This is a genomic window from Aromatoleum evansii (assembly GCF_012910805.1).
GTDB lineage: Bacteria > Pseudomonadota > Gammaproteobacteria > Burkholderiales > Rhodocyclaceae > Aromatoleum > Aromatoleum evansii.
The window spans coordinates 1-20,561 of sequence record NZ_WTVK01000044.1; the positions used below are offsets into that span (position 1 = coordinate 1).

The following is a 20,561-nucleotide window of genomic DNA, read 5'->3' on the forward strand; positions in this document are numbered from 1 at the left end:
CCGTCAGGCGCATCCCGTTGGGGTGGTAGGGGAGCGTCTGGCGGCGCAGGAAGACGAGGTCGGTCTTCTCGCAGTAGTCCACCGGGTGGAGGCCCAGCAGCGTCAGGCGCTTGCCCTCGCGGATGCGCACGAGGCGCGCCTCGATGGTGTCGGGGTCGACGAGATCGGGCGCCTCCCCTTCCAGGCCAAGCAGCACCGCCTTGTCGCTGCCGTGGCCCTTGCCGGTGGCCCCCAGCGAGCCGTACAGCTCTGCCTTCACCCGCCGCACGCGCGGCAAGAGCCCCGCGTCCTTGAGGCCGGACGCGAAGGTGAGCGCGGCACGCATGGGACCCACGGTGTGGGAACTGGACGGGCCGACGCCGACCTTGAACATCTCGAATACGCTGATCGCCATGACGGGTCGCTCCGGAGGCCGGTTCAGCGGGTGGCCGGATAGACCGGGAAGCGCGCGCACAAGGCCTTCGCCTTCTCGCGCACCGCGGCGATCACGGATTGGTCGTCGATGTGGTCGAGCACGTCGCAGATCCAGTTCGTGAGCTCCTTGGCTTCGGCTTCCTTGAAGCCGCGCGTGGTGATCGCCGGCGTGCCGATGCGGATGCCGCTGGTGACGAAGGGCGACTGCGGGTCGTTGGGCACGGCGTTCTTGTTCACCGTGATGTGCGCCGCGCCCAGGGCCGCGTCGGCCTGCTTGCCGGTGAGGCCCTTGGCGACGAGATCGACGAGGAAGAGGTGGTCGTCCGTGCCGCCGGAGACGATCTTGTAGCCGCGCTCGATGAAGACGCCCGCCATCGCGCGGGCGTTCTTGAGCACCTGCTGCTGGTAGGCGCGAAACTCGGGCTGCAGCGCTTCCTTGAGCGCGACCGCCTTGCCCGCGATGACGTGCATGAGCGGGCCGCCCTGGATGCCGGGGAACACCACGGCGTTGAGCTTCTTCTCCAGATCCGGGTTGGCGCGCGCGAGGATCAGGCCGCCGCGCGGGCCGCGCAGGGTCTTGTGGGTGGTGGTGGTGACGACGTCGGCGAAGGGGATGGGGTTGGGATACAGGCCCGCGGCGACGAGGCCGGCGACGTGGGCCATGTCGACGAAGAGATACGCACCCACGGCATCGGCGATCGCGCGGAAGCGCTGCCAGTCGACCACGCGCGAGTAGGCCGAGAAGCCCGCGACGATCATCTTCGGCTTGTGTTCCTTCGCGAGCTGTTCGACCTGGGCGTAGTCGATCTCGCCGGTCGCTTCATCGAGGCCGTACTGGATGGCGTTGTAGAGCTTGCCGGAGAAGTTCACCTTGGCGCCGTGCGTGAGGTGACCGCCGTGGGCGAGGCTCATGCCCAGCACGGTGTCGTGCGGCTCGAGCAGCGCCATGTACACCGCGGCGTTGGCCTGCGAGCCCGAGTGCGGCTGGACATTGGCGAAGTCGGCGCCGAAGAGGAGCTTGGCGCGGTCGATCGCGAGCTGCTCGACCACATCGACGTGCTCGCAGCCGCCGTAGTAGCGCTTCGCCGGGTAGCCCTCGGCGTACTTGTTGGTGAGCACGCTGCCCTGCGCTTCGAGCACGCGCGGGCTGGTGTAGTTCTCGGAGGCGATCAGCTCGATGTGCGATTCCTGGCGCTCGAACTCGCCCTCCATCGCCGCCTGCAGCTCGTCGTCGAAATCGGCAATGCGGTCGGTCAGTGCAAACATTCGTATTGTCTCCTCGGTCTTGGACTGTCGTTGCCGACAGCGGCCGCAGCGGATGGCGGCTTCATGGGAAGAGATGTTAGGAAGTTCGCCCGGGGCGCTTTTGCCTGTATCCGTCACGCGTTTGCTTGATATGGACCGAAGGCGAGGAACGGAATCCCCGCCCCAGGCGCCCTGCCGTTTCAGCCCGCCGCGAATTCCTGGGGTGGATGTGCCGAAGGCGACATGCGTCGCATGTGGCAATGCAAGGGGGGCGGAAGCATTCGGGAATGGCTCCAGGCACAAGGAATGCTGTATCGTCCGGGCCACCCGACACAGCCCCCTGAATGCCGACATGCATTGTCTGTCACCCCCCGGCACGATCCACCTGCTCCGCCGTGCTGGACAGAGAGCCGGCACCGATGGCCATACACGTTCATGACCTGGATTACGGCCCTGAGCAGCCTCTTCGCATTGATCGGCGCGGCGATGCTGATTGCCGCCGGGCGACAGTTCGCACGGACGCGCGTATTCGTCCGGCAGTCGGTGGTCGCCCCGGGTACGATCGTCGCGCTGACCGAAAACCGTGAGCGGGATGAGGTCAGCTACTTCCCGACCGTGAAGTTCAGGATTGTCACGGGGCGTGAAATCACTTTCCAGTCAGCAATGGGCAGCAGCCAGGATGCCGGACGCATCGGCGACAGCGTCGTGGTGCGCTACCGCGCCGACCAGCCGCACATTGCCGAGATCGACCGCTTCATGCCGCTGTGGGGGCAGGCGCTGCTGTTCGGGGGACTTGGCCTTGTGTTCCTCGTGGTGGGCCTTGGGATCCTCACCGGCCTGTTGCCCGTCTGAAAGCCGGCCGGGTGGCAGCGGCCCGCCTTCGCGCCTCCACCCAGGACCGACATTCAATCGCGTCCGCGAATCCTTATTCCTGCGGTGACCGACCGTACAGGCGCCGGTTCGACTCCGGATGCGCCGACCCGTGGCGAAACTGCAAGGTAATCACCGCCCCCACCGCCAGCAAGCCTGCGATCAGATACAACCCATTGTCCAGGCTTCCCGTCGTCGTCTTCACCCAGCCGAGCATGGTCGGGCTGGCGAAACCGCCGATCAGGCCCAGGCTGTTGATGAAGGCGATGGTGCCCGCCGCGGCCTTCGTGCCGCCGAGGAAATCCGTCGCGATCGCCCAGAAGAGCGGTTGCAGCGTGAAGATGCCGGCCGTGGCGATGCTCATCACCAGCAGCGATAGCGGCAGGTTTCCCGCGGTCTGCGAGATGGTGGCGAGCGCGGCGGCGCCGATCAACGCGCAGGCAACGGTGTGGCGACGGCGCTCGCCGCTGCGGTCGGAGTGGCGGCACACGAGGATCATCGTCAGCACCGCGACGCCGTAGGGGATGGCCGAGTACAGGCCGATCGAGAGCACGTCGGTGACGCCTGCGCCCTTGATCAGGGTCGGCAACCAGAAGCTGATCGCATACACGCCGCAGATGAAGGTGAACCACGCGAGCGCCATCGCATACACGCGCGGCGACTTCACGGCGTCGCCGAAGGAATGGTTGTGGAAGAAGGGGCGCGCGGCGTGGTCGCGCTTCAGTTCGGCGACGACGACGGCCTTCTCCTCGGCGCTGAGCCACCTCGCCTGCTGCGGCCGATCGTCGAGGTAGAAGTACGCGATCACGCCGAGCAGGCAGGACGGCAGGCCCTCGATGAGGAACATCCACTGCCAGCCACCCAGCCCGTTGAACCCGTCGAATGTCCGCATGACCCAGCCCGACAGCGGGCCGCCAACCACGCCCGCCGTCGCGACAGCGGTGAGGAACAGCGCCATCACGCGCGCCCGCCGGTTGGCGGGGTACCAGCAGGTGAGGTAGAAGATCATGCCGGGGAAGAAGCCGGCCTCGAACACGCCGAGCAGGAAGCGCAGCACGTAGAAGACGGCCGGCGAGGTGATGAACATCATCGCCGCGGACGTGAGCCCCCACAGCACCATGATGCGCACGAGCGTCTTGCGCGCGCCGATCCTCTCCAGGATCAGGTTGCTCGGAACCTCGAACAGGAAGTAGCCCACGAAGAAGATGCCGGCGCCCAGGCCGTACACCGCGTCGCTAAAGCCCAGCGCGTCCTTCATCTGCAGCTGGGCGAAGCCGACGTTGATGCGGTCGAGGTAGGCGGCGACGTAGCAGATGAACAGGAAGGGCATCAGGCGCCAGGTTATCTTGCGATAGGTCGCGTCCACCCTCTGCTCCTGCACGCCCTCACGAGGCCCCGCGGCGAAGGGCATCTCCAGTACTGTTGTAGTCATTCGTGTCTCCTCGTTCGAATATTTTTTCGAATCGGTGTGGATCGACGGTGCGCCGGTGATGCCGGCGCGTCCGCCGGTGCTGCGGTTCAGTTCAGTTCGGTTCCGCCCTCCCTTCAGTCCTTGACGGCGCCGAACAGCAGCGCCGCGTTGGTACCGCCGAAGCCGAAGGAATTCGACAGCGCGGTCCGCACCGGGCGGCGCTTGGCGACGCGGGGCACGAAGTCCATGCCGGCGAACTCCACCGGTGGTTCGGCGAGGTTGAGCGTCGGCGGCACGATCTGGTCGCGGAGCGCGAGCATGCACACGATGGCCTCGACGGCGCCCGCGGCACCGAGCAGATGCCCCATCGCCGATTTGGTCGAGGATACCGACAACCCGCCCTCCCCGCCGCGCATGGCATGTTCGCCGAAGACCTCGCGCAGCGCGCGCAGCTCGACGAGATCGCCGAGCGGGGTCGAGGTCGCGTGGGCGTTCACGTAGTCCACGTCCGCCGGAGCAACGCCCGCCCACGCGAGCGCGGCGCGCATCGCACGCAGGGCCCCGCTGCCGTCCTCAGGCGGCGCGGCAATGTGATAGCCGTCGCCCGACAGGCCGTAGCCCAGCACCTCGGCGTGGATGCGCGCGCCGCGCGCCCGTGCGTGCTCGTAGTCCTCGAGCACGACGATGCCGCTACCCTCGCCGATCACGAAGCCGTCGCGCGCGGCGTCCCACGGGCGCGAGGCGGCCTGCGGGGTGTCGTTGAAGCCGGTCGACAGCGCGCGGGCGGCGCAGAAGCCGGCGATGCCCAGGCGCGACACCGCAGCCTCGGTGCCGCCGGCCACCATCACGTCGGCATCGCCCAGCATCACCATGCGCGCGGCGTCGCCGATCGCGTGGGCGCCGCTCGCGCAGGCGGTCGCGACGCCGTGCGTGGGCCCCTGCAGGCCGTGACGGATCCCGACCTGGCCGGCGGCCAGATTCACCAGCGCGGACGGAATGAAGAAGGGCGAGATGCGCCGCGCGCCCTGGCGTTCCAGCGTCAGTGCACCCTCGGCGAGCGCCGGCAGGCCGCCGATGCCCGAGCCTATCAGCACGCCGGTGCGCTCGCGGGCGCGCTGGGTCGTCGGATGCCAGTCCGCATCCTGCAGCGCCTGCTCGGCCGCGCACAGCGCGTACATCGCGAAGCGGTCCATCTTGCGCTGGTCCTTCGGCGGCACCCATTCGTCGGCATTGAAACCGCCGTCGGCACTTGGACCTTCGGGCAGCAGGCCGGCGATGCGCGAGGGCAGATCCGCGACCTCGAAGCGGTCGATCGCGCGAATGCCCGACTCGCCCGCGAGGAGCCGCGCCCATGTGTGCTCCACGCCGACACCGAGCGGGGTCGCAAGCCCCCAGCCCGTCACGACCACGCGCCGCAGCGCCCTGCTCCCTGCCCCTGCTCCCGCCATCTTACTTCCTCATGCAAGTCTGCCGAGCGACCGCAACTGCAGCCGCCCCGATGTGTGAATCCTAGTCGACACTATTTCCAATATTATTTACAGTTGATGCGCGATTATTGCCTTCAGCAATCACTATCCACTCACCCGAGCCCCGCCCATGCGCTTCGAAATCCGCCACATGCGCGCCTTCATCGCCGTCGCCGAGGAGTTGCAGTTCCGCCCCGCCGCCGAGCGCCTGCACATGACGCAGTCGGCGCTCACGCGCACGATCCAGCACCTGGAGGAAGCCGTCGGCGCGGAGCTGCTGTCGCGCACGACGCGCGTCGTGCAGCTCACCGAGGCCGGGCGCACCTTCCTCTACGAATGCCGCCTCGCGCTCGGCCACATCGAGAAGGCCTCGCTGCTCGCGCAGGCCGCCGCCGACGGCAAGGTGGGTTACCTGCGCATCGCGTACATGGACTTCGCGATCAACGGCAAGCTGCCGATGATCATCGAGAAATTCCTGCACACGCATCCGGGCATCAAGGTCGAGCTGTTTCACTTCCCGAGCTCGAAGCAGAAGGAGGCGCTGCTCGAGTCGCGCATCGACATCGGCTTCCTGATCGGCCCCTTCGAATCACCCACCGTGAGCCAGCTCCTGCTCGCGCGCGAGGAACTGGTCGTGCTGCTTCCGGCCGCGCATCCACTCGCCGACAAGCCGTCGATTTCGATCCGCGACCTCGCTAACGAAAAATTCATCCTCGGCTCGAAGGAGTCGTGGGAAGCCTTCCGCTCGCACTTCTTCGCCCTGTGCCACGCTGCCAACTTCTCGCCCCTCGTCGCGCAGGAGGCCTCGACCAGCGACGGCATCTTCGGGCTGGTCGCTGCGAACATCGGCGTCGCGCTGTACGCGCGCTGCGCGGAGAACATCCAGCGCAAGGGGCTGGTGATCCGTCCGCTCGCCGGTCGGCAAAAGCCGCTGGAGACCCTGGTGTGCTGGCGCAAGGACATTCCGACTCCCACCGTGGACCGCTTCGCGCAGTTCCTGCACGACAACGCCGAGGAATTCGGCATCGCGAGCGAAGCACGAGAATAGCCGCGCACCGCGCCGGAACTGTTGCCGCTTGCAGGGCGATTGTTGTTTTGGTGCGCAATAATCGCCATCGATCCTCACCCGCAGGAAAAAAGCGACCCGCAGGCCTGGAGTGCCTGCGGATCGCCAAGGGGGAGGACGGTGAGCGAGATCAGAAGAAGCGGTTGGGGACGAAGGTCACGATCTCCGGGAACACCGTGAACAGCCCGATCACGCCGAGCATGATCAGCCAGTAGGGCACGGTGGCCCACGACGCCTCGCCCAGGCTCACCTTGCGCCTGGAGATCGTCACGAGCACGAAGAGGTTGAGCCCCACCGGCGGCGTGATCATGCCGACCTCCATCAGGATCGTGACGACGATGCCGAACCAGATGGGGTCGAACTGCATCGACATCATCAGCGGGAAGGCGATCGGCAGCGTCATCAGCAGCAGCGAGATGCCGTCGAAGAAGCAGCCCAGCACCAGATACACGAGCACGATCGCGAACAGCACCTCGTAGCGGCTCAGGCCCATCTTCGCGACCCAGTCGACGAGTTCCTTCGGCAGGCCAAGGACGCTGATCGCCTGCGCGAGGATCAGCGTGCCGAGCAGCACCATCGCGATCGTGCCGAACATCAGCACCGAGGTCTTGAACGACTGCCACAGCTTCGGCAGCGTCAGGTCGCCCCACACGAAGCCCAGCACCGTCGCCGCGACCACGCCCAGTGCGGCGGCCTCGGTGGTCGTCGCGAGGCCCATGTAGATCGTGCCGAGCACGAAGAAGATCAGGATCGGCAGCGGCCAGATCGCGCGCAGCCCGGTGAAGATCTCGCCCCAGGTCGGGCGTTCGTCCTCCTTCGGCGCCAGATCCTTGCGGAAGTAGCACAGGCCCGCGATGTAGGCCGAGAACAGGCCGGCGATGAGCAGCCCCGGCACGATGCCGGCGAGGAAGAGCTTGCCGATCGACACGTCCTGCGTGGCGCCATAGATCAGCAGCGACAGACTGGGCGGGATCAGCAGGCCGAGCGTGCCGCCGGCCGCGAGCGAGGCGATGACGGTCGCCGGGTCGTAGCCGCGCTTCACCAGTTCGGGATAGCCGACCGAACCGATCGCCGCCGCTGTCGACGAACTCGAGCCGCTGACCGCGCCGAACACCGTGCACACCGCGATGTTGGTGTGCAGCAGCTTGCCCGAGAAGCGATGGAACAGCGGCGTGAGGCCGTTGTAGATGCGCCCGGAGATGCCGCTCGCCATCAGGATATCGCCGAGGAAGATGAACAGCGGCACGGCGCTCAGGGTGAAGTCGGTGAAGGTGTTCCACACCGCCTGCACCGCGAGCGAGGTCGCGTCCCCCACCTGGAACTGCAGCAGGATCAGGCCGGTGAGCCCGAGCGCTGCGCCCAGCACCGCGCCGGTCACCATCAGCACGAGCATACTGGTCGAAAGGATGCCCCAGGTCATAGCGCTTCCTCCTCGCCAGCGAGGGAGAACAGCGACGGGCGGCCGGCAAGCTGGCGCAGGCTGTCGAAGAGCTGGCCGAGGCTGACGAGCACCATCACCACGGTGCACAGCGGCAGCATCGCCATCCACGGCCACAGCAGCATCGAGCCGATGTCCGAGCGCGCGTCGAGCAGGCGCGAGAAGTCGGCGAAATCGTAGGAGAGCGCGAAGAACCACACGCAGAAGGTGGTGAGGATCACGGTGGCGCCGATGTCGACGAAGTGGCGCAGCGGCCCCTGCAGGCCGCGCGTGACGATGTCGAGGATGATGTGACGGCGCATCACGAGGCCCAGCGGCATGGCGAGAAAGGCCATCGTGGCGAACAGCAGGCCGATGAATTCATCGGAGAAGGCGAAGGGTGCGCCGACGAAGTAGCGCATCACGACGCCCAGGAACACGAACAGGCTCATCAGCACGGCCGCCACGGCAGCGAGCCGGTTCATGCCGAGCGCGAGCCTTTCCAGGCAGCGGATCAGGAAGTGCATCTTGGTCTCCAGCGATGGGTTGCGACACGATCCGGGCGGCCGTCATGGGTCAAGACAGGCCGCCCCTGCGACGCCGCTCAGGGCGTCAGCTTGGCGATCGCCTCCCTCATGCGCTGGTAGTACTCGGTGCCCTTCGGCCCCGCTGACTTCGCCATATCCGCCCAGGCCTTGTCGGATGCTGCGACAAAGCTGCTGACGTCACCCTGCGAGAAGGGCTCCAGCATCGTGATGCCGAGCGCCTTGCGCTCCTCGATCGCGGCGTTCTCGCGCTCCGGGCTCACGGCCGCGTCGCGTGTCTTCGCCCACATCGCCTCGCCCGCCTCGACCAGCACCGTCTGCAGGTCCTTGGGCAGGCGCGACCAGGCCTTGTCGCTGACGCCGAACATCCACGGCACGGCCGCCCACGGGTGCATGTAGGCCTCGTACTTCGCCACCTCCTGGATCGACACGGTCTTGGCGACCGTCGACAGGTAGTAGGCGCAGTCGACCACGCCGGTCTGCAGCGCCATGTACATGCTGTTCTGCGGGATCACCTGCGCGGCGACGTCCAGGCCCTGGAAGGTGCCGACGAGGTGGCTGCCCCACACGCGCAGCTTCTTGCCCTTCAGTTGCGCGAGGCTGTTCACCGGCTCCTTGCAATGCACGCCGACGTTGAACACGGGGCTGACGACGCCGCCGACGGTGTGGATGCGCCACTTCGAGTAGCCCTCCTCGTAGATCGCGCGCATCGTTGGCAGTAGCTGCAGGTGCTGCTGCGGGTTGCGGATCGCGCCCTGCACGTACACGACGCCCAGCTCGGGCGCGTCGCGCGTGAAGTACTCGCCGTACAGCATCGCCATGTCGACGGCGCCCGCCTGCATGATGCGCAGGAGATCCGCATCCTTCAGCCCCAGCGAGCCGGCATGGAAGACGTTGATCTTGAGCCGGCCGTTCGAGCGTGCCGCAACGTCGTCCGCGAACTGCTGCAGGTACTTCGCCTCCGGGCGGGACTCGACGATCTGGCTATGCATCTTCAGCTCGATCGTCTCGCTCGCCGCCGCGCCGCCGGCCACGACGCACAGCGCGCCAAGCAGCAGCTTCCTGAAAATCGACAAACCACTCATGACAAACACTCCTTTGGTGATGGGCGCGCGCCGATCGCGCGCACCTGCCGCCACGCGTCGGTCGTCGCTTGTTTTCGTTATTGCGGGTCCCGGCTCGCGGGCGGGTGAAGCACGGTGGGCCGGCGGAGGCAGCGATGCCCCCGCCGGCCCCGGGGATCAGCCCTTCATCGAGTACAGGTAGTCGACGCAGCGGTCGACCGACTCGACGTCGGCAAACTTGGCGTCGATGTCGAACAGGTTCCACTCGACCGCGCCGGGCACGCGGTCGCCGATGCACTCGCGCACGGCGATGGTGCGGAAACCTTCGGCGAGGCCGTCGCACAGGGTCGTGCGCACGCAGGCCGAGGCGGTCACGCCGGTCACAAGGATGGTGTCGACACCGGCCGCACGCAGGAAGCCCGCGAGGTAGGTACCGTGGAAGGAGCTCGCGCGCTTCTTGATCAGGACCTGCTCACCGGCGATCGGCGCGATGCGCGAGTCGATCGCCCAGATGTTCTCGTCTTCCTGATTCACGACGTCGACCGGGATCTTGTTGTGCCACAGACCCATGTCGGTGTGCGGATTCTTGCGGTCCGTGACCTGGTAGCAGGTCGTCACGTGGATCACCGGATGGTTGTTCTCGCGGCAGGCTTTCAGCAGGCGCTGCACGCCGGGGATGATCTCGTCGTCGATCTTCTCGCAGGTGAAGGGGTTGCCGGGACGGGTCCAGGCATTCGCGAGGTCGACGTTGATCAGCGCCGGCTTCTTGCCGAAGCCCACGCGGCGCTGGAAGCCGCGTTCCTGGTACAGCTTGGTGGCTTCGGCGAAGGCTTGCTTGAGCATGTCGTTGAGTTGGCTTTCCATGTGATTCGTCTCCAGACAATGGTGGTTTCGGTTGGCGACAAAGGCGTCTTTGTCTGGAGGAATACTAGCCAATACTGTTGATCTTAATATTTACAATTAACATTATATTATTGACTTTGACGCATATAAAGCGATAGACACGGCCTCGTATGCCCCTGCCCGGAACGGAACGAGCACCGGGCGTCGCGACGAGTCGGCACGGAACAGCGCCGATCACATTGCAGAGCGCGCTGCAGCCGAGATGTAAAGCGGGAAGTGACAAGCCATCACAATTCTGCACAAACGCTCGAAACCCCGTTTACAAGTGCTTGCTAGCCTCCGTATCGACAGCGAAAAAATCCAGCTGTCCTCGACGGTCCCGGACGATCGTCGGGTCATATATTCGGAGACAAAACAATGAGTGATCTGCGCACCGAGAGGCCCTCGCTCGGCCTCGCCCTGCTGCCCATCGTCCTCACGCTCGGCGTACTGGGCGTGCAACTCTTCTACTACAAGGACTTCACCCCCCACGTGCCGCTGGCGATCGGTCTTGCGATCACCGCGGCGATCGGCTGGCTGCAGGGCCATCGCTGGCAGCAGATGGAACAAGGGGTGCTGCACATCGTCAGCATCGGGCTGCAGTCGATTGCGATCCTGATTGTCGTCGGCATGATCATCGGTACGTGGATCGCGAGCGGCACGGTGCCCTACATCATCCACGCGGGACTCAACCTCCTGACCCCGCAGTGGTTCCTTGCCGCGGGGATGCTGCTGTGCTCCCTGGTGTCGGTATCTCTGGGGACGTCCTGGGGTACGACCGGCACGGTCGGTCTCGCACTGATGGGCATCGGGGCGGGTTTCGACATTCCGCCATACTGGACTGCCGGCGCCGTGGTGTCGGGCGCGTTCTTCGGCGACAAGGTATCGCCGCTATCGGACACGACAAACCTCGCTCCCGCCGTAACCGGCGTAGGCCTGTTCGATCACATCCGCAACATGATGCCCACGACGGTCCCGTCGATGCTGATCGCATTCGCGCTCTACCTCGTCGCGGGCTTCAGCCTGATCGGGGGCGAAGGAGCGGATTTCAGCAAGATCGAGACGATCACGTCCGGTATCGAGAAGCACTTCACGCTGTCGTGGACGGTCCTGCTGCCGGCCGTCCTGGTGCTGTTCCTCGCACTGCGCAAGATGCCCGCGATCCCGTCCTTGTTCGCAGGCGCCGTCGCCGGAGCATTGGTTGCCATCCTGGTACAGGGTGCGAGCGTGCACGACGTGTTCGCCTACATGCAGAACGGCTACAAGTTCGAATCCGGCGTGAAGGATCTCGACAGCCTGCTCAACCGCGGCGGCATCCAGTCGATGACCTGGGTCATCACGCTGGTCATGATCGCGCTGGGTTTCGGCGGCGCACTCGAACACACACGCTGCCTCGAAGTGATCGTCGACGCGATGCTCAAGCGTACGCGCCGCTTCGGCTCGATGCAGGCCGCTGCAACGGGCACCGCGATCGCGACGAACCTGGTTGCGGGCGACCCCTACCTTTCGATCGCCCTGCCCGGCCGCATGTACGCCCCCGCATATCGCGGCAAGGGTTATTCGACGCTGAACCTGTCACGCGCGCTCGAGGAGGGCGGCACCCTCGTGTCCCCGCTGGTGCCCTGGAACGCGGGCGGCGCCATCGTCATCACCGCGCTCGGCCTGGGCGTGGCCGAAGGCAACTTCGAGAACCTGCTGTATATTCCTCTGTCGTTTGCATGCTGGATGTCGCCGGTGATCGGCATCTTCTACGGCTACATGGGCTGGTTCTCGCCGCGCGCCAGCGAGGCGGAAAAAGCGCGCTGGCACGCTGAAGGCGAAGCGATCCAGACCTTCGACCACGATGAATCGATGGGCGGCCTGAAGCCGAGTCCGGCGGCGGCCTGACGTCTATCTGTCAAGGCGGCGCCCCGATGCACCGCGAAGCCCCGGGCACGGCCCCTCCTCGAGGGGCCGTGCCCTTATAATTTGATCTTCCAGCAGACAAAAGCCTCGACACGACGGGACCGGCATGGCTGACAAACCGCTTCAGAATCAGCGCAAGTTCGACAGTCGCCTGCGTCACAGCAATCAACCCCACCTGCCCGGACAGCCGGCCGAAGGCATACCCACCTCGATCTGCAGGCGCATCGGCTTCCTGCTGCTCGAGCATTTCTCGATGATGGCGTTTACCGGCGCCGTTGACGCGATCGTTACCGCCAACCTCGTCAGCGGCAAGCCGCTATACAGCTTCGAGACGTACAGCCTGGAAGGATCGACGGTTCGCAGCGACCTCGCGATCAATATCTCGGTCGATGGCGACTTGTCGTCCATCCCCGTGAAGACCCTCGACGTCCTCATCGTATGCGGCGGTTACCGCTCTAAGCTCGAGCCCGCGCGTCCGACCGTCGAAAAACTCCGCGAGGCGGCGCGCCATCGCGTCATGCTGGGCGGCCTGTGGAACGGCAGCTATCTGCTCGCGCACGCGGGGCTCCTCGACGGCTACGCCTGCACGGTGCACCCCGACAGCCGCGCCGGGCTCGAGGAGGTCTGCCCGCAGGTCAAGCTCCTCGCGCAACCTTTCGTCATCGATCGCGACCGGATTTCATCGGCCGGCGCCAACAGCGCCCTGAGCATGATGCTGGCCGTGATCCGCAACCATCACGGCGAGGAGGTGGTGCGCGGCGTGGAGGAGATCCTCTCCTGCGACCGCACCCTCGATGACCTGCCCGACCTTCCGATGACGGCGCTGGCGGACGACCCCACGCTGCCCGCTGCGCTCAGCACGGTGCTGCAGCTGATGAAGAACAACATCGAGGAACCCCTCAGCATCGACGACCTGGCGCAGCACGCACAGGTGTCGCGCCGCCAGATCGACAGGATGTTCCAGCGCTACATGAATACCACGCCGGCACGCTACTACCTCGAGACCCGCATCACGCGCGCCCGGCGCCTCCTGCAGCAGACGAACGAGCCGATCACCAGCATCGCGATCGCCTGCGGCTTCAGCGGCGCGCCGCACTTCAGCCGTTGCTACCGGGAATTCTTCGGCGTCTCCCCGTCCCAGGTCGGCACGCGGCGGCGTCGCCCCTGACGGGATCTATGCTGCCCGGCCCTGCATCTCGTCCGGGCCGGAGGCAGCGGGGGCGGGTTCGTCGGGCTGCAGGCAATCCCCGGCCTCATCCAGCTCACGCGCCAGGATGATCCCGATCCCGTCGTGCGTGCTACGGCAGCCCGCGACGTCGTCTGCGCCCGCCTTCCCCTCCAGCGCGCGCAAGCGCTCGCTGCTGTCCCGCAGGCCCAGCATTTCGCATGCGCCCGCAAGTTTGTGCGCCAGTTCCTGCACCTCAAACAGATCCCCCTGCTCGAGTGCCTCGGTGATCTGCGGCAGCGTGGTTTTAGCCTGCTCGCGCAGCAACTCCACCAGGCTCAGGACGCGGGCGCAGCCGAACACCCGCGCGTGAGCCACCAACAAGCGCCTGTCCACCGTGACAGTGCGCTCAGCCTCATTTGCACGCATCGGGGCCGGGATGTATGGCTCCTTCGGCCCGAGCACTTCGGCAAGTGTCTGCAGCAAGTGCTCGATCCGGACGGGCTTGGCCACGACGGCGTCCATGCCGTGGTCGAGACAGTGCCGGATGTCTTCGGGGCTCACGCTGGCGGTCAGCGCAATGATCGGCGTGGTCCCGTTCAGATTTCCCGGGTCGCCCCGGATCTCCCGGCTCACTTCGCTGCCGCTCATGATCGGCAGGTGCATGTCCATGAGGATCGCGTCGAATCCCTGCTGCCTGCAGATCTCGAGCGCCTGCCGGCCGTCCACGGCCGTGCACACCAGATGTCCGGCATGTTCGAGCAGGCCGCACAGGACCACACGATTCACCTCGACATCCTCCACGAGGAGCAGGCTCAGGCTCGGCAGGTCCGCCGGGGCCACCGACCGTGTGACGGATGCCTCCGGCGGCAAGGCCCGTACCGGCACTTCGACCCGGAAGCGACTCCCCTCCCCCGGCACGCTCGTCACGCCGATCGTTCCGCCCAGGCCCTCGACCAGCTTCCGGGATATCGCCAATCCGAGGCCGGATCCGCCGAAACGCCGCGTGATCGTGTCGTCGGCCTGGGTGAAGCGCTCGAAGATGCGCGCCTGCTGGGTTTCGTCGATGCCGATGCCGGTGTCGCAAACCTCGAAGCGCAGGCGGGTCGCGGCTCCCGCCTTGTCATCGGCGTCGACGCACAGCCTGACCTCGCCCTCGAGCGTGAACTTGATCGCATTCGACAGCAGGTTGGCGAGGATCTGCCGCAGGCTCCCCGCGCCGCCGATATACCGCCCCGCCAGCCCCGGCGCGATCTCGGCCGCCAGCCTCAATCCCTTTGCACCGGCCGAGCCGGCGACGAGCAGGAGCTGATTGTCGACCAGCTCCTGAAGGTCGAAGGCCTCCTCCTCCGGTATCTCCCCACCTTCCTCGATGCGGGCGTAATCGAGGACGTGGTTGAGCGTCGCGAGCAGCAATTCGCCCGACCGCTGCAGGACATCGAGCTGGTTCCGCGACGTTTCCGGCATCTCGCTGTGACGCAGGAGCTGCAGCATCCCGAGCATGCCGTTCATCGGCGTGCGGATCTCGTGGCTCATCGTGGCGAGGAAGGCCGATTTCGCGCGGTTCGCCGCCTCGGCCGCATCCTTGGCCGCCTGCAGGCTGCGTGTGCGCTTCTCGACCATTTCCTTGAACTGGTCGCGGCTGTACAGCAGCCGATCGTGAGCAAGCTGGCGCCGGCTGATGTCCTGGCGGATCGCCAGCTGCATGTCGTTGAGGGCCGCGACCACTGCGTCGAGCTCGTCGGGCACGGCCGAAGGCGGACGCGCCAGCTTCAGCGGCGCATCCAGGCGTCCTTCGCCGAGCAGCCGGGCGAAGCGCGCCATGCCCTCGAGGTGGCGCGTGACGAACCACTGGAACACCACGACCAGCGCCGCCGCGATCAGCAGGACGGTGAGCGTCTGGCTCAACAGGATGATGAGCCCGCTCCAGCCGAGCCGCGCGAACAGCGCCCCGCGGTCGGTCTGCACGACCAGCCGCCCCAGGCTCCGGTCGCCTTCGGGCGCGGGATAGATGAGCTCGAAGCTGTGCTCGATCGGCGCGATGACCTGCCGACGGGCGGGGATCTGGAACGGAGTCAGGAAGCCGGCACCATCCAGTCGCAGGCCGCCGATGTCGGGAAAATCGGAGATCCCCTGCAATTGCAGGCGCAACTGCTCCTCGTCGAGGTCCCACACGCTGCGCGCGAGACTCGCGAGATAGCTGCTGTGGATCAACTCGATCCGTTCCTCGATCGAACGCATCTCGCGCCGGTACTCGATCGCGACCTGCAGGGCGGTCGACAGCAGCGCGAAGCCCAGGCTGCAGGCCAGCACGTAGATCGTCACGCGATGCGCGAGGGGATGCTCGCGCCGGTAGCCGGGAAGGCGCCGCAGCCAGCGTTCAGCGGCGCGCAGCATCCGACTCCGTTCCTTCGAGTTCTGCCAGGTAGGCATCCGCGTGCGCACGCTCGTGGCGCTGCAGGCTGCCGTCCGCATGCATTTCGGCGAGTCGCCGGTCGATGTACGGGAGCAGCGGTTCGAGCGGCGAGCCCCGGCGCACGGCGACGTAGTAGTGCTCGGTGACCAGAGGTTCGGGCAGGCGCATGATCTCGTCACCGTAGCCCAGACGCTGACCCTGCAGATGCCAGGTGCGGAGCCCGACGGGCATGAAGTCGATACGTCCGAGCGCGAGCTTGCGCACGTTCTGCTCGCTGCGCGACACCCGCTCGACCTTCAGGCGGGCCTCGGCGAAACGATCGAAGCGCTCGCCGAAGCTGTCGCCCAGCAGCAGGCCGACGGTCTTGCCCTCCAGGTCGCTCCAGCGCGAGAAGGCGAATTGCCGGTCGCGCCGGACGAATAGGACGATAGGGTCGGCGACGAGGTATTGCGTCGAGAACGCGAGCCGCCGCTCCCGCTCCGATGTGCGGTAGGCCGCGACGACGACGTCGATGCGCCCCTCCTGCGCTTCCAGCAGGCAGCGCTTCCAGTTGCCCAGCGGCTCGGTGCGCAGCTCGTGCCCCATCTCGCGGAAGATCTCGCCAACCACCTCGGGCGCGAGTCCCCGCAACTGGCCCTGCGTGACCCACGACACCGGCGGATAGGCGGGATGGCCGCAGGCGCTGAACGTTGCCCCCTGCGCACCGGCGGCGAGCCCGCACAGGGCCAGCGCCACGCTCGCGCGCCTCATGGGCGTTCGCGTGGAACCGGAGTGAAGCGGTATCCGGCCCCGTGCACGGTCAGGATCACTTTCGGGCTTGCGGGGTCGTCCTTCAGCTTGCGGCGCAGGCGGCCGACCAGCACGTCCACGGTGCGGTCGCTCGGCACCCATTCGCGGTTGCGGATCTGGTCGAGCAGCTGATCGCGGCTCATCGTCCGGCCGGGATGACGGAGAAAGGCTTTCAGGAGCTGGAACTCACCCTCGGTGAGCTCGGCCTCGACGCCCGACGCATCGACGAGCTGGCGGCGGTCGGGGTGCAGCGTCCAGGCGCCGAACGCCACCTCCTTCGCGCGCGCGGTGCCGGGAGACATCGACCTGGACTGTTTCACGCGCCGGATAAGGTTCTTCGCCCGCGCAAGGATCTCCCGCGGGTTGAAGGGCTTGGTCACGTACTCGTCCGCCCCGCACTCGAGGCCGACGATGCGTTCGATCTCGTCCTGCTTGCCCGACACGAGGATGATGCCGACTTCGCTATTCACGCGGAGCTCGCGCGTCAGGGTCAGCCCGTCCTTGCCCGGCAGCCGGATGTCGAGCAACACGAGGTCGATGTTCTCCCCCGCGATAAGGTCCTCCGCCTCCTCTGCGGTCGCCGCGCACAGGACACCAAAGTCCTCGGCCGCGAAGTACTCCGCCAGGCAGTTTCTGGTCACGGGGTCGTCATCGACCACCAGCACGATTGCTTCACCGGCCACGCCTTCGCGCTCCTACATTCGCGATGTCCTGCGTGCGTTCATGACGACATCCACCGGACGGCAACGTCAACCAAGGACCGCAATCGCCTCGATCTCGACGCGCACATCACGCGGCAGCTTCGCCACCTGCACCGTCGAACGCGCCGGACGATGCTCGCCGAACGCCTCGGCGTAGACCGCGTTCATGTCGGCAAAATCGCCCAGATCCTTCAGGAACACGGTCGTCTTGACGATGTTTGGAAGATCTGCGCCGGCCTGCGCAAGCACCGCCTTGAGGTTCGTAAACACCTGACGGGTCTGCGTGCCAATGTCCTCGCCGGCAATCGATCCGTCGGCCGCGAGCGGGATCTGGCCGGAAACGAACAGGAGGTTACCGCTCTGGACGGCAGGAGAGTACGGTCCGGCCGGGGAGGCTGCGGACGAAGCAGTGATGAACTTCATGAACAGATGTCTCTTTATGATTCGAGTATCACCGTCTGTTGACCGGTGACTTGTATCGAGAATAGGCACAAAGGTGGCGCGTCATTTGCCGGACGGCGCCAATTCCTTATCTGTACGCGCCAATCCTGGCGCACCGCTCGGGCACGCCACGAAAGAATCCCGACCAGCGAAGCCGCACTCGCGCACGCTGGTCGGGACGGTATCGCTGAGACCGAAGAGCAGTGGCCTGCCGCTGACGCGGCTGGCCTGTCACCGACGAATTAGCGACGGATGATGTTGTGCTCCGGCCCGTACTTGAAGCCGGTGATGTTCTCTGCGCCGTCCTTGGTCACGACCAGGATGTCGTGCTCGCGGTAACCGCCCGCACCCGGCATACCTTCGGGCAGCATGATCATCGGCTCGATCGACACGACCATGTTCGGCTCGAGCACCGTCTCGATGTCCTCGCGGAATTCGAGGCCGGCCTCGCGGCCGTAGTAGTGCGACAACACGCCGAACGAGTGGCCGTAGCCGAAGGTGCGGTACTGCAGCAGGCCGTGCTCGGCGAAGATCTCGTTGAGCTGGGCCGCGACGTCGCAGCAGCGAATGCCCGGCTTCACGAGCTTGAGGCCGGCTTCGTGCACCTTGACGTTGACCTCCCACAGCTTGAGCGAGGCGTCGTCGCAGTGGTCGAAGAACATCGTGCGCTCGAGCGCCGTGTAGTAGCCGGAGATCATCGAGAAGCAGTTCAGCGACAGGATGTCGCCCTTCTGCACCTTGCGCGTGGTCACCGGGTTGTGCGCGCCGTCGGTGTTGATGCCCGACTGAAACCAGGTCCAGGTGTCCATCAGCTCCGAATCCGGGAAGCGCTTGGCGATCTCGCGGATCATCGCCTGCGTCGAGGCCAGCGCCACCTCGTGCTCGGGCGCGCCCTCATGCACCGCCGCCGCGAGCGCCGCACCGCCGACGTCGCACACCTGCGCGCCGTGCTTGATCAGCGCGATTTCCTCGTCCGACTTGATCATGCGCATGCGCATCGTCGGCGCGCCGATGTCGGTCAGCGTGACGTTGGGCAGCGCGGCCTTGAGCTTTTCCAGGCGCTCGACAGGGATGTGGTCGTATTCGACGCCCACACGGCCCTTGTTGGCGATCTCCTGCTGGATCGCGCGGAAGTAATTGTCACGGCGCCAGTCGGTGTAGACGATGTTGTAGTCGCCCACGGTGCGGCGCCACGGCTGCCCGCCGTCGATGTTGGCGCTGATCGACACGACCTTGTCCTGCGTCACCACCAGGCCGTAGGGGCGGCCGAAGGAGCAGTACAGGAAGTCGCTGTAGTAGTTGATGTTGTGCATCGACGTGAACAGCACCGCATCGATATTGTTGTCGGCCATGTACTTGCGCAGCTTGGCCTGGCGGTTGTGATACTCCTGCTCCGAGAAGGTGTGCTTCACCTTCTCGCCGTTCTCGATGCGCAGCAGGTCCTTCATCTCCGAAATCGACTGAATGCCGGTAACCAGATTCGTCATGTCCATCCGCTCCTGTTTGTTGTGGGGTGTTCCGAAAACCATCGCCGACCGCTTGAAGATTCGCGCAGCAGCAACGTGAGTCCATGCTAGAGAAGGGGCCGGGGCGCCGGTTTCCGCACTTCGACGGGCGTTTTCGTGAAAACGACGACCGCCGAAATCGCAGGTGAAGGCGCCCCGACGAGGTCAGGCCGCGCCCCCGAAAAAATGCGCGGCAGCCGCCGGCCAGGACGCCACGACCGAGTCGCCGGGCTGCAGGCCGAGGCAGTCGTAAGTCCTTTCGGGCAGGATCACCTTGAGATCGTCGTCGATGCCGGGAACCTCGAGGAACAGCGTGACCATGTTGCCGATGAACTTGTGGCTCAGGAAACGCGCACGCACGTGGTTCTCGTGCCGCGGTTCGTCGCCGATCGCGATCTGGTCGGCATTGACGTAGAAATCCGCCTGGGCACCGTGCGAACCGGCGAAGTTGCCGCGCGACACACTCATGCCCCCGTTGGCCGTGTTGAGCCGCACGGACTGCTCCCCGACTTCCGCCACGCTGCCCCGCAGGATCGTCACGTTGCCGATGAACTCGGCGACGAAACGGTTCGCTGGATGACGGTAGATCGCCTGCGGCGAACCGATCTGCTCCACCTTGCCGCGGCTCATGATCACCACGCGGTCCGCCATCGAGAAAGCCTCGGTCTGGCTGTGCGTGACGTACACGAAGGTGATCCCCAGTTCGCGCTGCAGCGAGCGCAGCAAGGCCTGCATGCGCACGCTGAGGTGAGCATCGAGTGCACTCAGGGGCTCGTCGAGCAGCAATACCTTGGGTTCGGTGACGAGCGCCCGCGCCAACGCGACCCGCTGCCGCTGGCCGCCCGAGAGTTGCATCACGTTGCGGCTCGCGAACTCGCCCAGCTCCAGTTTTTGCAGCCAGGCAAGCGAGCGCCGGTCCCGCTCCGGCTTCGCGACACCGCGCATCTTCAGTCCGAAGCCGACGTTGTCGAGCACACTCAGGAAGGGGAACAGCGCGAGGCTCTGCCACACCAGCGGCAAATCACGCCCCCACGGCGGCAGCCCCTTCTGCGAACGGCCTTCGAGACGGATCTCCCCGGCGCTCGGCTCCTCCAGCCCGGCGAGCATGCGCAGCATGGTCGTCTTGCCGCAGCCGCTCGAACCCATGATCGCCAGGAACTCGCCCTGCCCGATGCTGAACGAGGTCTCGGTCACCGCCGTGTAGTCGCCGAACCTCTTCGATACGCGATCGATCTCTACCAGTGCTTCACTCATGGTCG

Annotated in this window: 18 protein-coding genes; 4 read left to right on the top strand and 14 right to left on the bottom strand. The window is 66.0% G+C overall.

Annotation, left to right across the window (positions count from 1 at the left end):
- On the bottom strand, positions 1-394 hold a 394-nt coding region (locus GO615_RS19810), incomplete at its 3' end, for a serine dehydratase beta chain (RefSeq protein WP_281358736.1).
- 23 nt (positions 395-417) lie between these two features.
- Positions 418-1,680, bottom strand: a complete 1,263-nt coding sequence (gene glyA / locus GO615_RS19815; RefSeq protein ID WP_169131226.1) for a serine hydroxymethyltransferase — start codon at positions 1,678-1,680, stop codon at positions 418-420.
- Positions 1,681-2,094: 414 nt separating this feature from the next.
- Here glyA and GO615_RS19820 point away from each other — a divergent pair, with 414 nt between their 5' ends.
- Positions 2,095-2,511, top strand: a complete 417-nt coding sequence (locus tag GO615_RS19820; RefSeq protein WP_169131228.1) for a DUF3592 domain-containing protein — start codon at positions 2,095-2,097, stop codon at positions 2,509-2,511.
- 73 nt (positions 2,512-2,584) lie between these two features.
- Here the strand turns inward: GO615_RS19820 and GO615_RS19825 are convergent, their stop codons facing one another.
- Both GO615_RS19825 and fabF read right to left on the bottom strand, forming a co-directional pair.
- Positions 2,585-3,961: an MFS transporter gene (locus GO615_RS19825; RefSeq protein WP_169131230.1), complete on the bottom strand. Its 1,377-nt coding sequence runs from the start codon at positions 3,959-3,961 to the stop codon at positions 2,585-2,587.
- Between the two features lie 113 nt (positions 3,962-4,074).
- Positions 4,075-5,388, bottom strand: a complete 1,314-nt coding sequence (fabF, locus tag GO615_RS19830; protein ID WP_211167243.1) for a beta-ketoacyl-ACP synthase II — start codon at positions 5,386-5,388, stop codon at positions 4,075-4,077.
- A 148-nt stretch (positions 5,389-5,536) separates the two neighbouring features.
- Between fabF and GO615_RS19835 the strand changes: the two genes are divergently transcribed.
- The gene (locus GO615_RS19835) at positions 5,537-6,454 is read left to right on the top strand and encodes a LysR family transcriptional regulator (protein ID WP_169131232.1); all 918 of its coding nucleotides are present in this window, start codon (positions 5,537-5,539) and stop codon (positions 6,452-6,454) included.
- 148 nt (positions 6,455-6,602) lie between these two features.
- Here GO615_RS19835 and GO615_RS19840 read toward each other — a convergent pair whose 3' ends face one another.
- From GO615_RS19840 to GO615_RS19855, 4 genes are all read right to left on the bottom strand, one after another.
- Positions 6,603-7,892: a TRAP transporter large permease gene (locus GO615_RS19840; RefSeq protein ID WP_169131234.1), complete on the bottom strand. Its 1,290-nt coding sequence runs from the start codon at positions 7,890-7,892 to the stop codon at positions 6,603-6,605.
- The gene (locus GO615_RS19845; RefSeq protein ID WP_169131236.1) at positions 7,889-8,416 is read right to left on the bottom strand and encodes a TRAP transporter small permease; all 528 of its coding nucleotides are present in this window, start codon (positions 8,414-8,416) and stop codon (positions 7,889-7,891) included. The genes GO615_RS19840 and GO615_RS19845 overlap by 4 nt, the downstream gene beginning before the upstream one ends.
- Before the next feature lie 77 nt (positions 8,417-8,493).
- Positions 8,494-9,519, bottom strand: a complete 1,026-nt coding sequence (gene dctP, locus GO615_RS19850; protein WP_246262380.1) for a TRAP transporter substrate-binding protein DctP — start codon at positions 9,517-9,519, stop codon at positions 8,494-8,496.
- A 156-nt stretch (positions 9,520-9,675) separates the two neighbouring features.
- The gene (locus tag GO615_RS19855; RefSeq protein ID WP_169131238.1) at positions 9,676-10,362 is read right to left on the bottom strand and encodes an isochorismatase family protein; all 687 of its coding nucleotides are present in this window, start codon (positions 10,360-10,362) and stop codon (positions 9,676-9,678) included.
- 396 nt (positions 10,363-10,758) lie between these two features.
- On the opposite strand from GO615_RS19855, the gene nhaC reads away from it, so the two are divergent.
- Together nhaC and GO615_RS19865 are read left to right on the top strand one after the other, a co-directional pair.
- Positions 10,759-12,267, top strand: coding sequence for a Na+/H+ antiporter NhaC (gene nhaC / locus GO615_RS19860; RefSeq protein WP_169131240.1), 1,509 nt, complete (start codon positions 10,759-10,761; stop codon positions 12,265-12,267).
- 124 nt (positions 12,268-12,391) lie between these two features.
- Positions 12,392-13,453 carry a GlxA family transcriptional regulator gene (locus GO615_RS19865; protein WP_169131242.1) on the top strand — a complete coding sequence of 354 codons (1,062 nt, stop codon included), beginning with the start codon at positions 12,392-12,394 and terminating at the stop codon, positions 13,451-13,453.
- A 6-nt stretch (positions 13,454-13,459) separates the two neighbouring features.
- Here GO615_RS19865 and GO615_RS19870 read toward each other — a convergent pair whose 3' ends face one another.
- The 6 genes from GO615_RS19870 to GO615_RS19895 all read right to left on the bottom strand — a co-directional run bounded on the left by GO615_RS19870 (position 13,460) and on the right by GO615_RS19895 (position 20,556).
- Entirely contained in the window at positions 13,460-15,847 is a 2,388-nt protein-coding gene (locus tag GO615_RS19870; protein ID WP_169131244.1) for an ATP-binding protein, read from the bottom strand.
- Positions 15,831-16,616 carry a substrate-binding periplasmic protein gene (locus tag GO615_RS19875; RefSeq protein ID WP_169131246.1) on the bottom strand — a complete coding sequence of 262 codons (786 nt, stop codon included), beginning with the start codon at positions 16,614-16,616 and terminating at the stop codon, positions 15,831-15,833. Before GO615_RS19875 ends, GO615_RS19870 begins: the two co-directional genes overlap by 17 nt.
- Positions 16,613-17,338, bottom strand: a complete 726-nt coding sequence (locus GO615_RS19880; protein WP_169131248.1) for a response regulator — start codon at positions 17,336-17,338, stop codon at positions 16,613-16,615. Before GO615_RS19880 ends, GO615_RS19875 begins: the two co-directional genes overlap by 4 nt.
- Positions 17,339-17,404: 66 nt before the next feature.
- Positions 17,405-17,779, bottom strand: coding sequence for a RidA family protein (locus GO615_RS19885; RefSeq protein ID WP_169131250.1), 375 nt, complete (start codon positions 17,777-17,779; stop codon positions 17,405-17,407).
- A gap of 260 nt (positions 17,780-18,039) precedes the next feature.
- Positions 18,040-19,284 carry a M24 family metallopeptidase gene (locus tag GO615_RS19890; RefSeq protein ID WP_169131252.1) on the bottom strand — a complete coding sequence of 415 codons (1,245 nt, stop codon included), beginning with the start codon at positions 19,282-19,284 and terminating at the stop codon, positions 18,040-18,042.
- Between the two features lie 183 nt (positions 19,285-19,467).
- Positions 19,468-20,556: an ABC transporter ATP-binding protein gene (locus GO615_RS19895; protein ID WP_169131254.1), complete on the bottom strand. Its 1,089-nt coding sequence runs from the start codon at positions 20,554-20,556 to the stop codon at positions 19,468-19,470.
- Positions 20,557-20,561 lie beyond the last annotated feature (5 nt).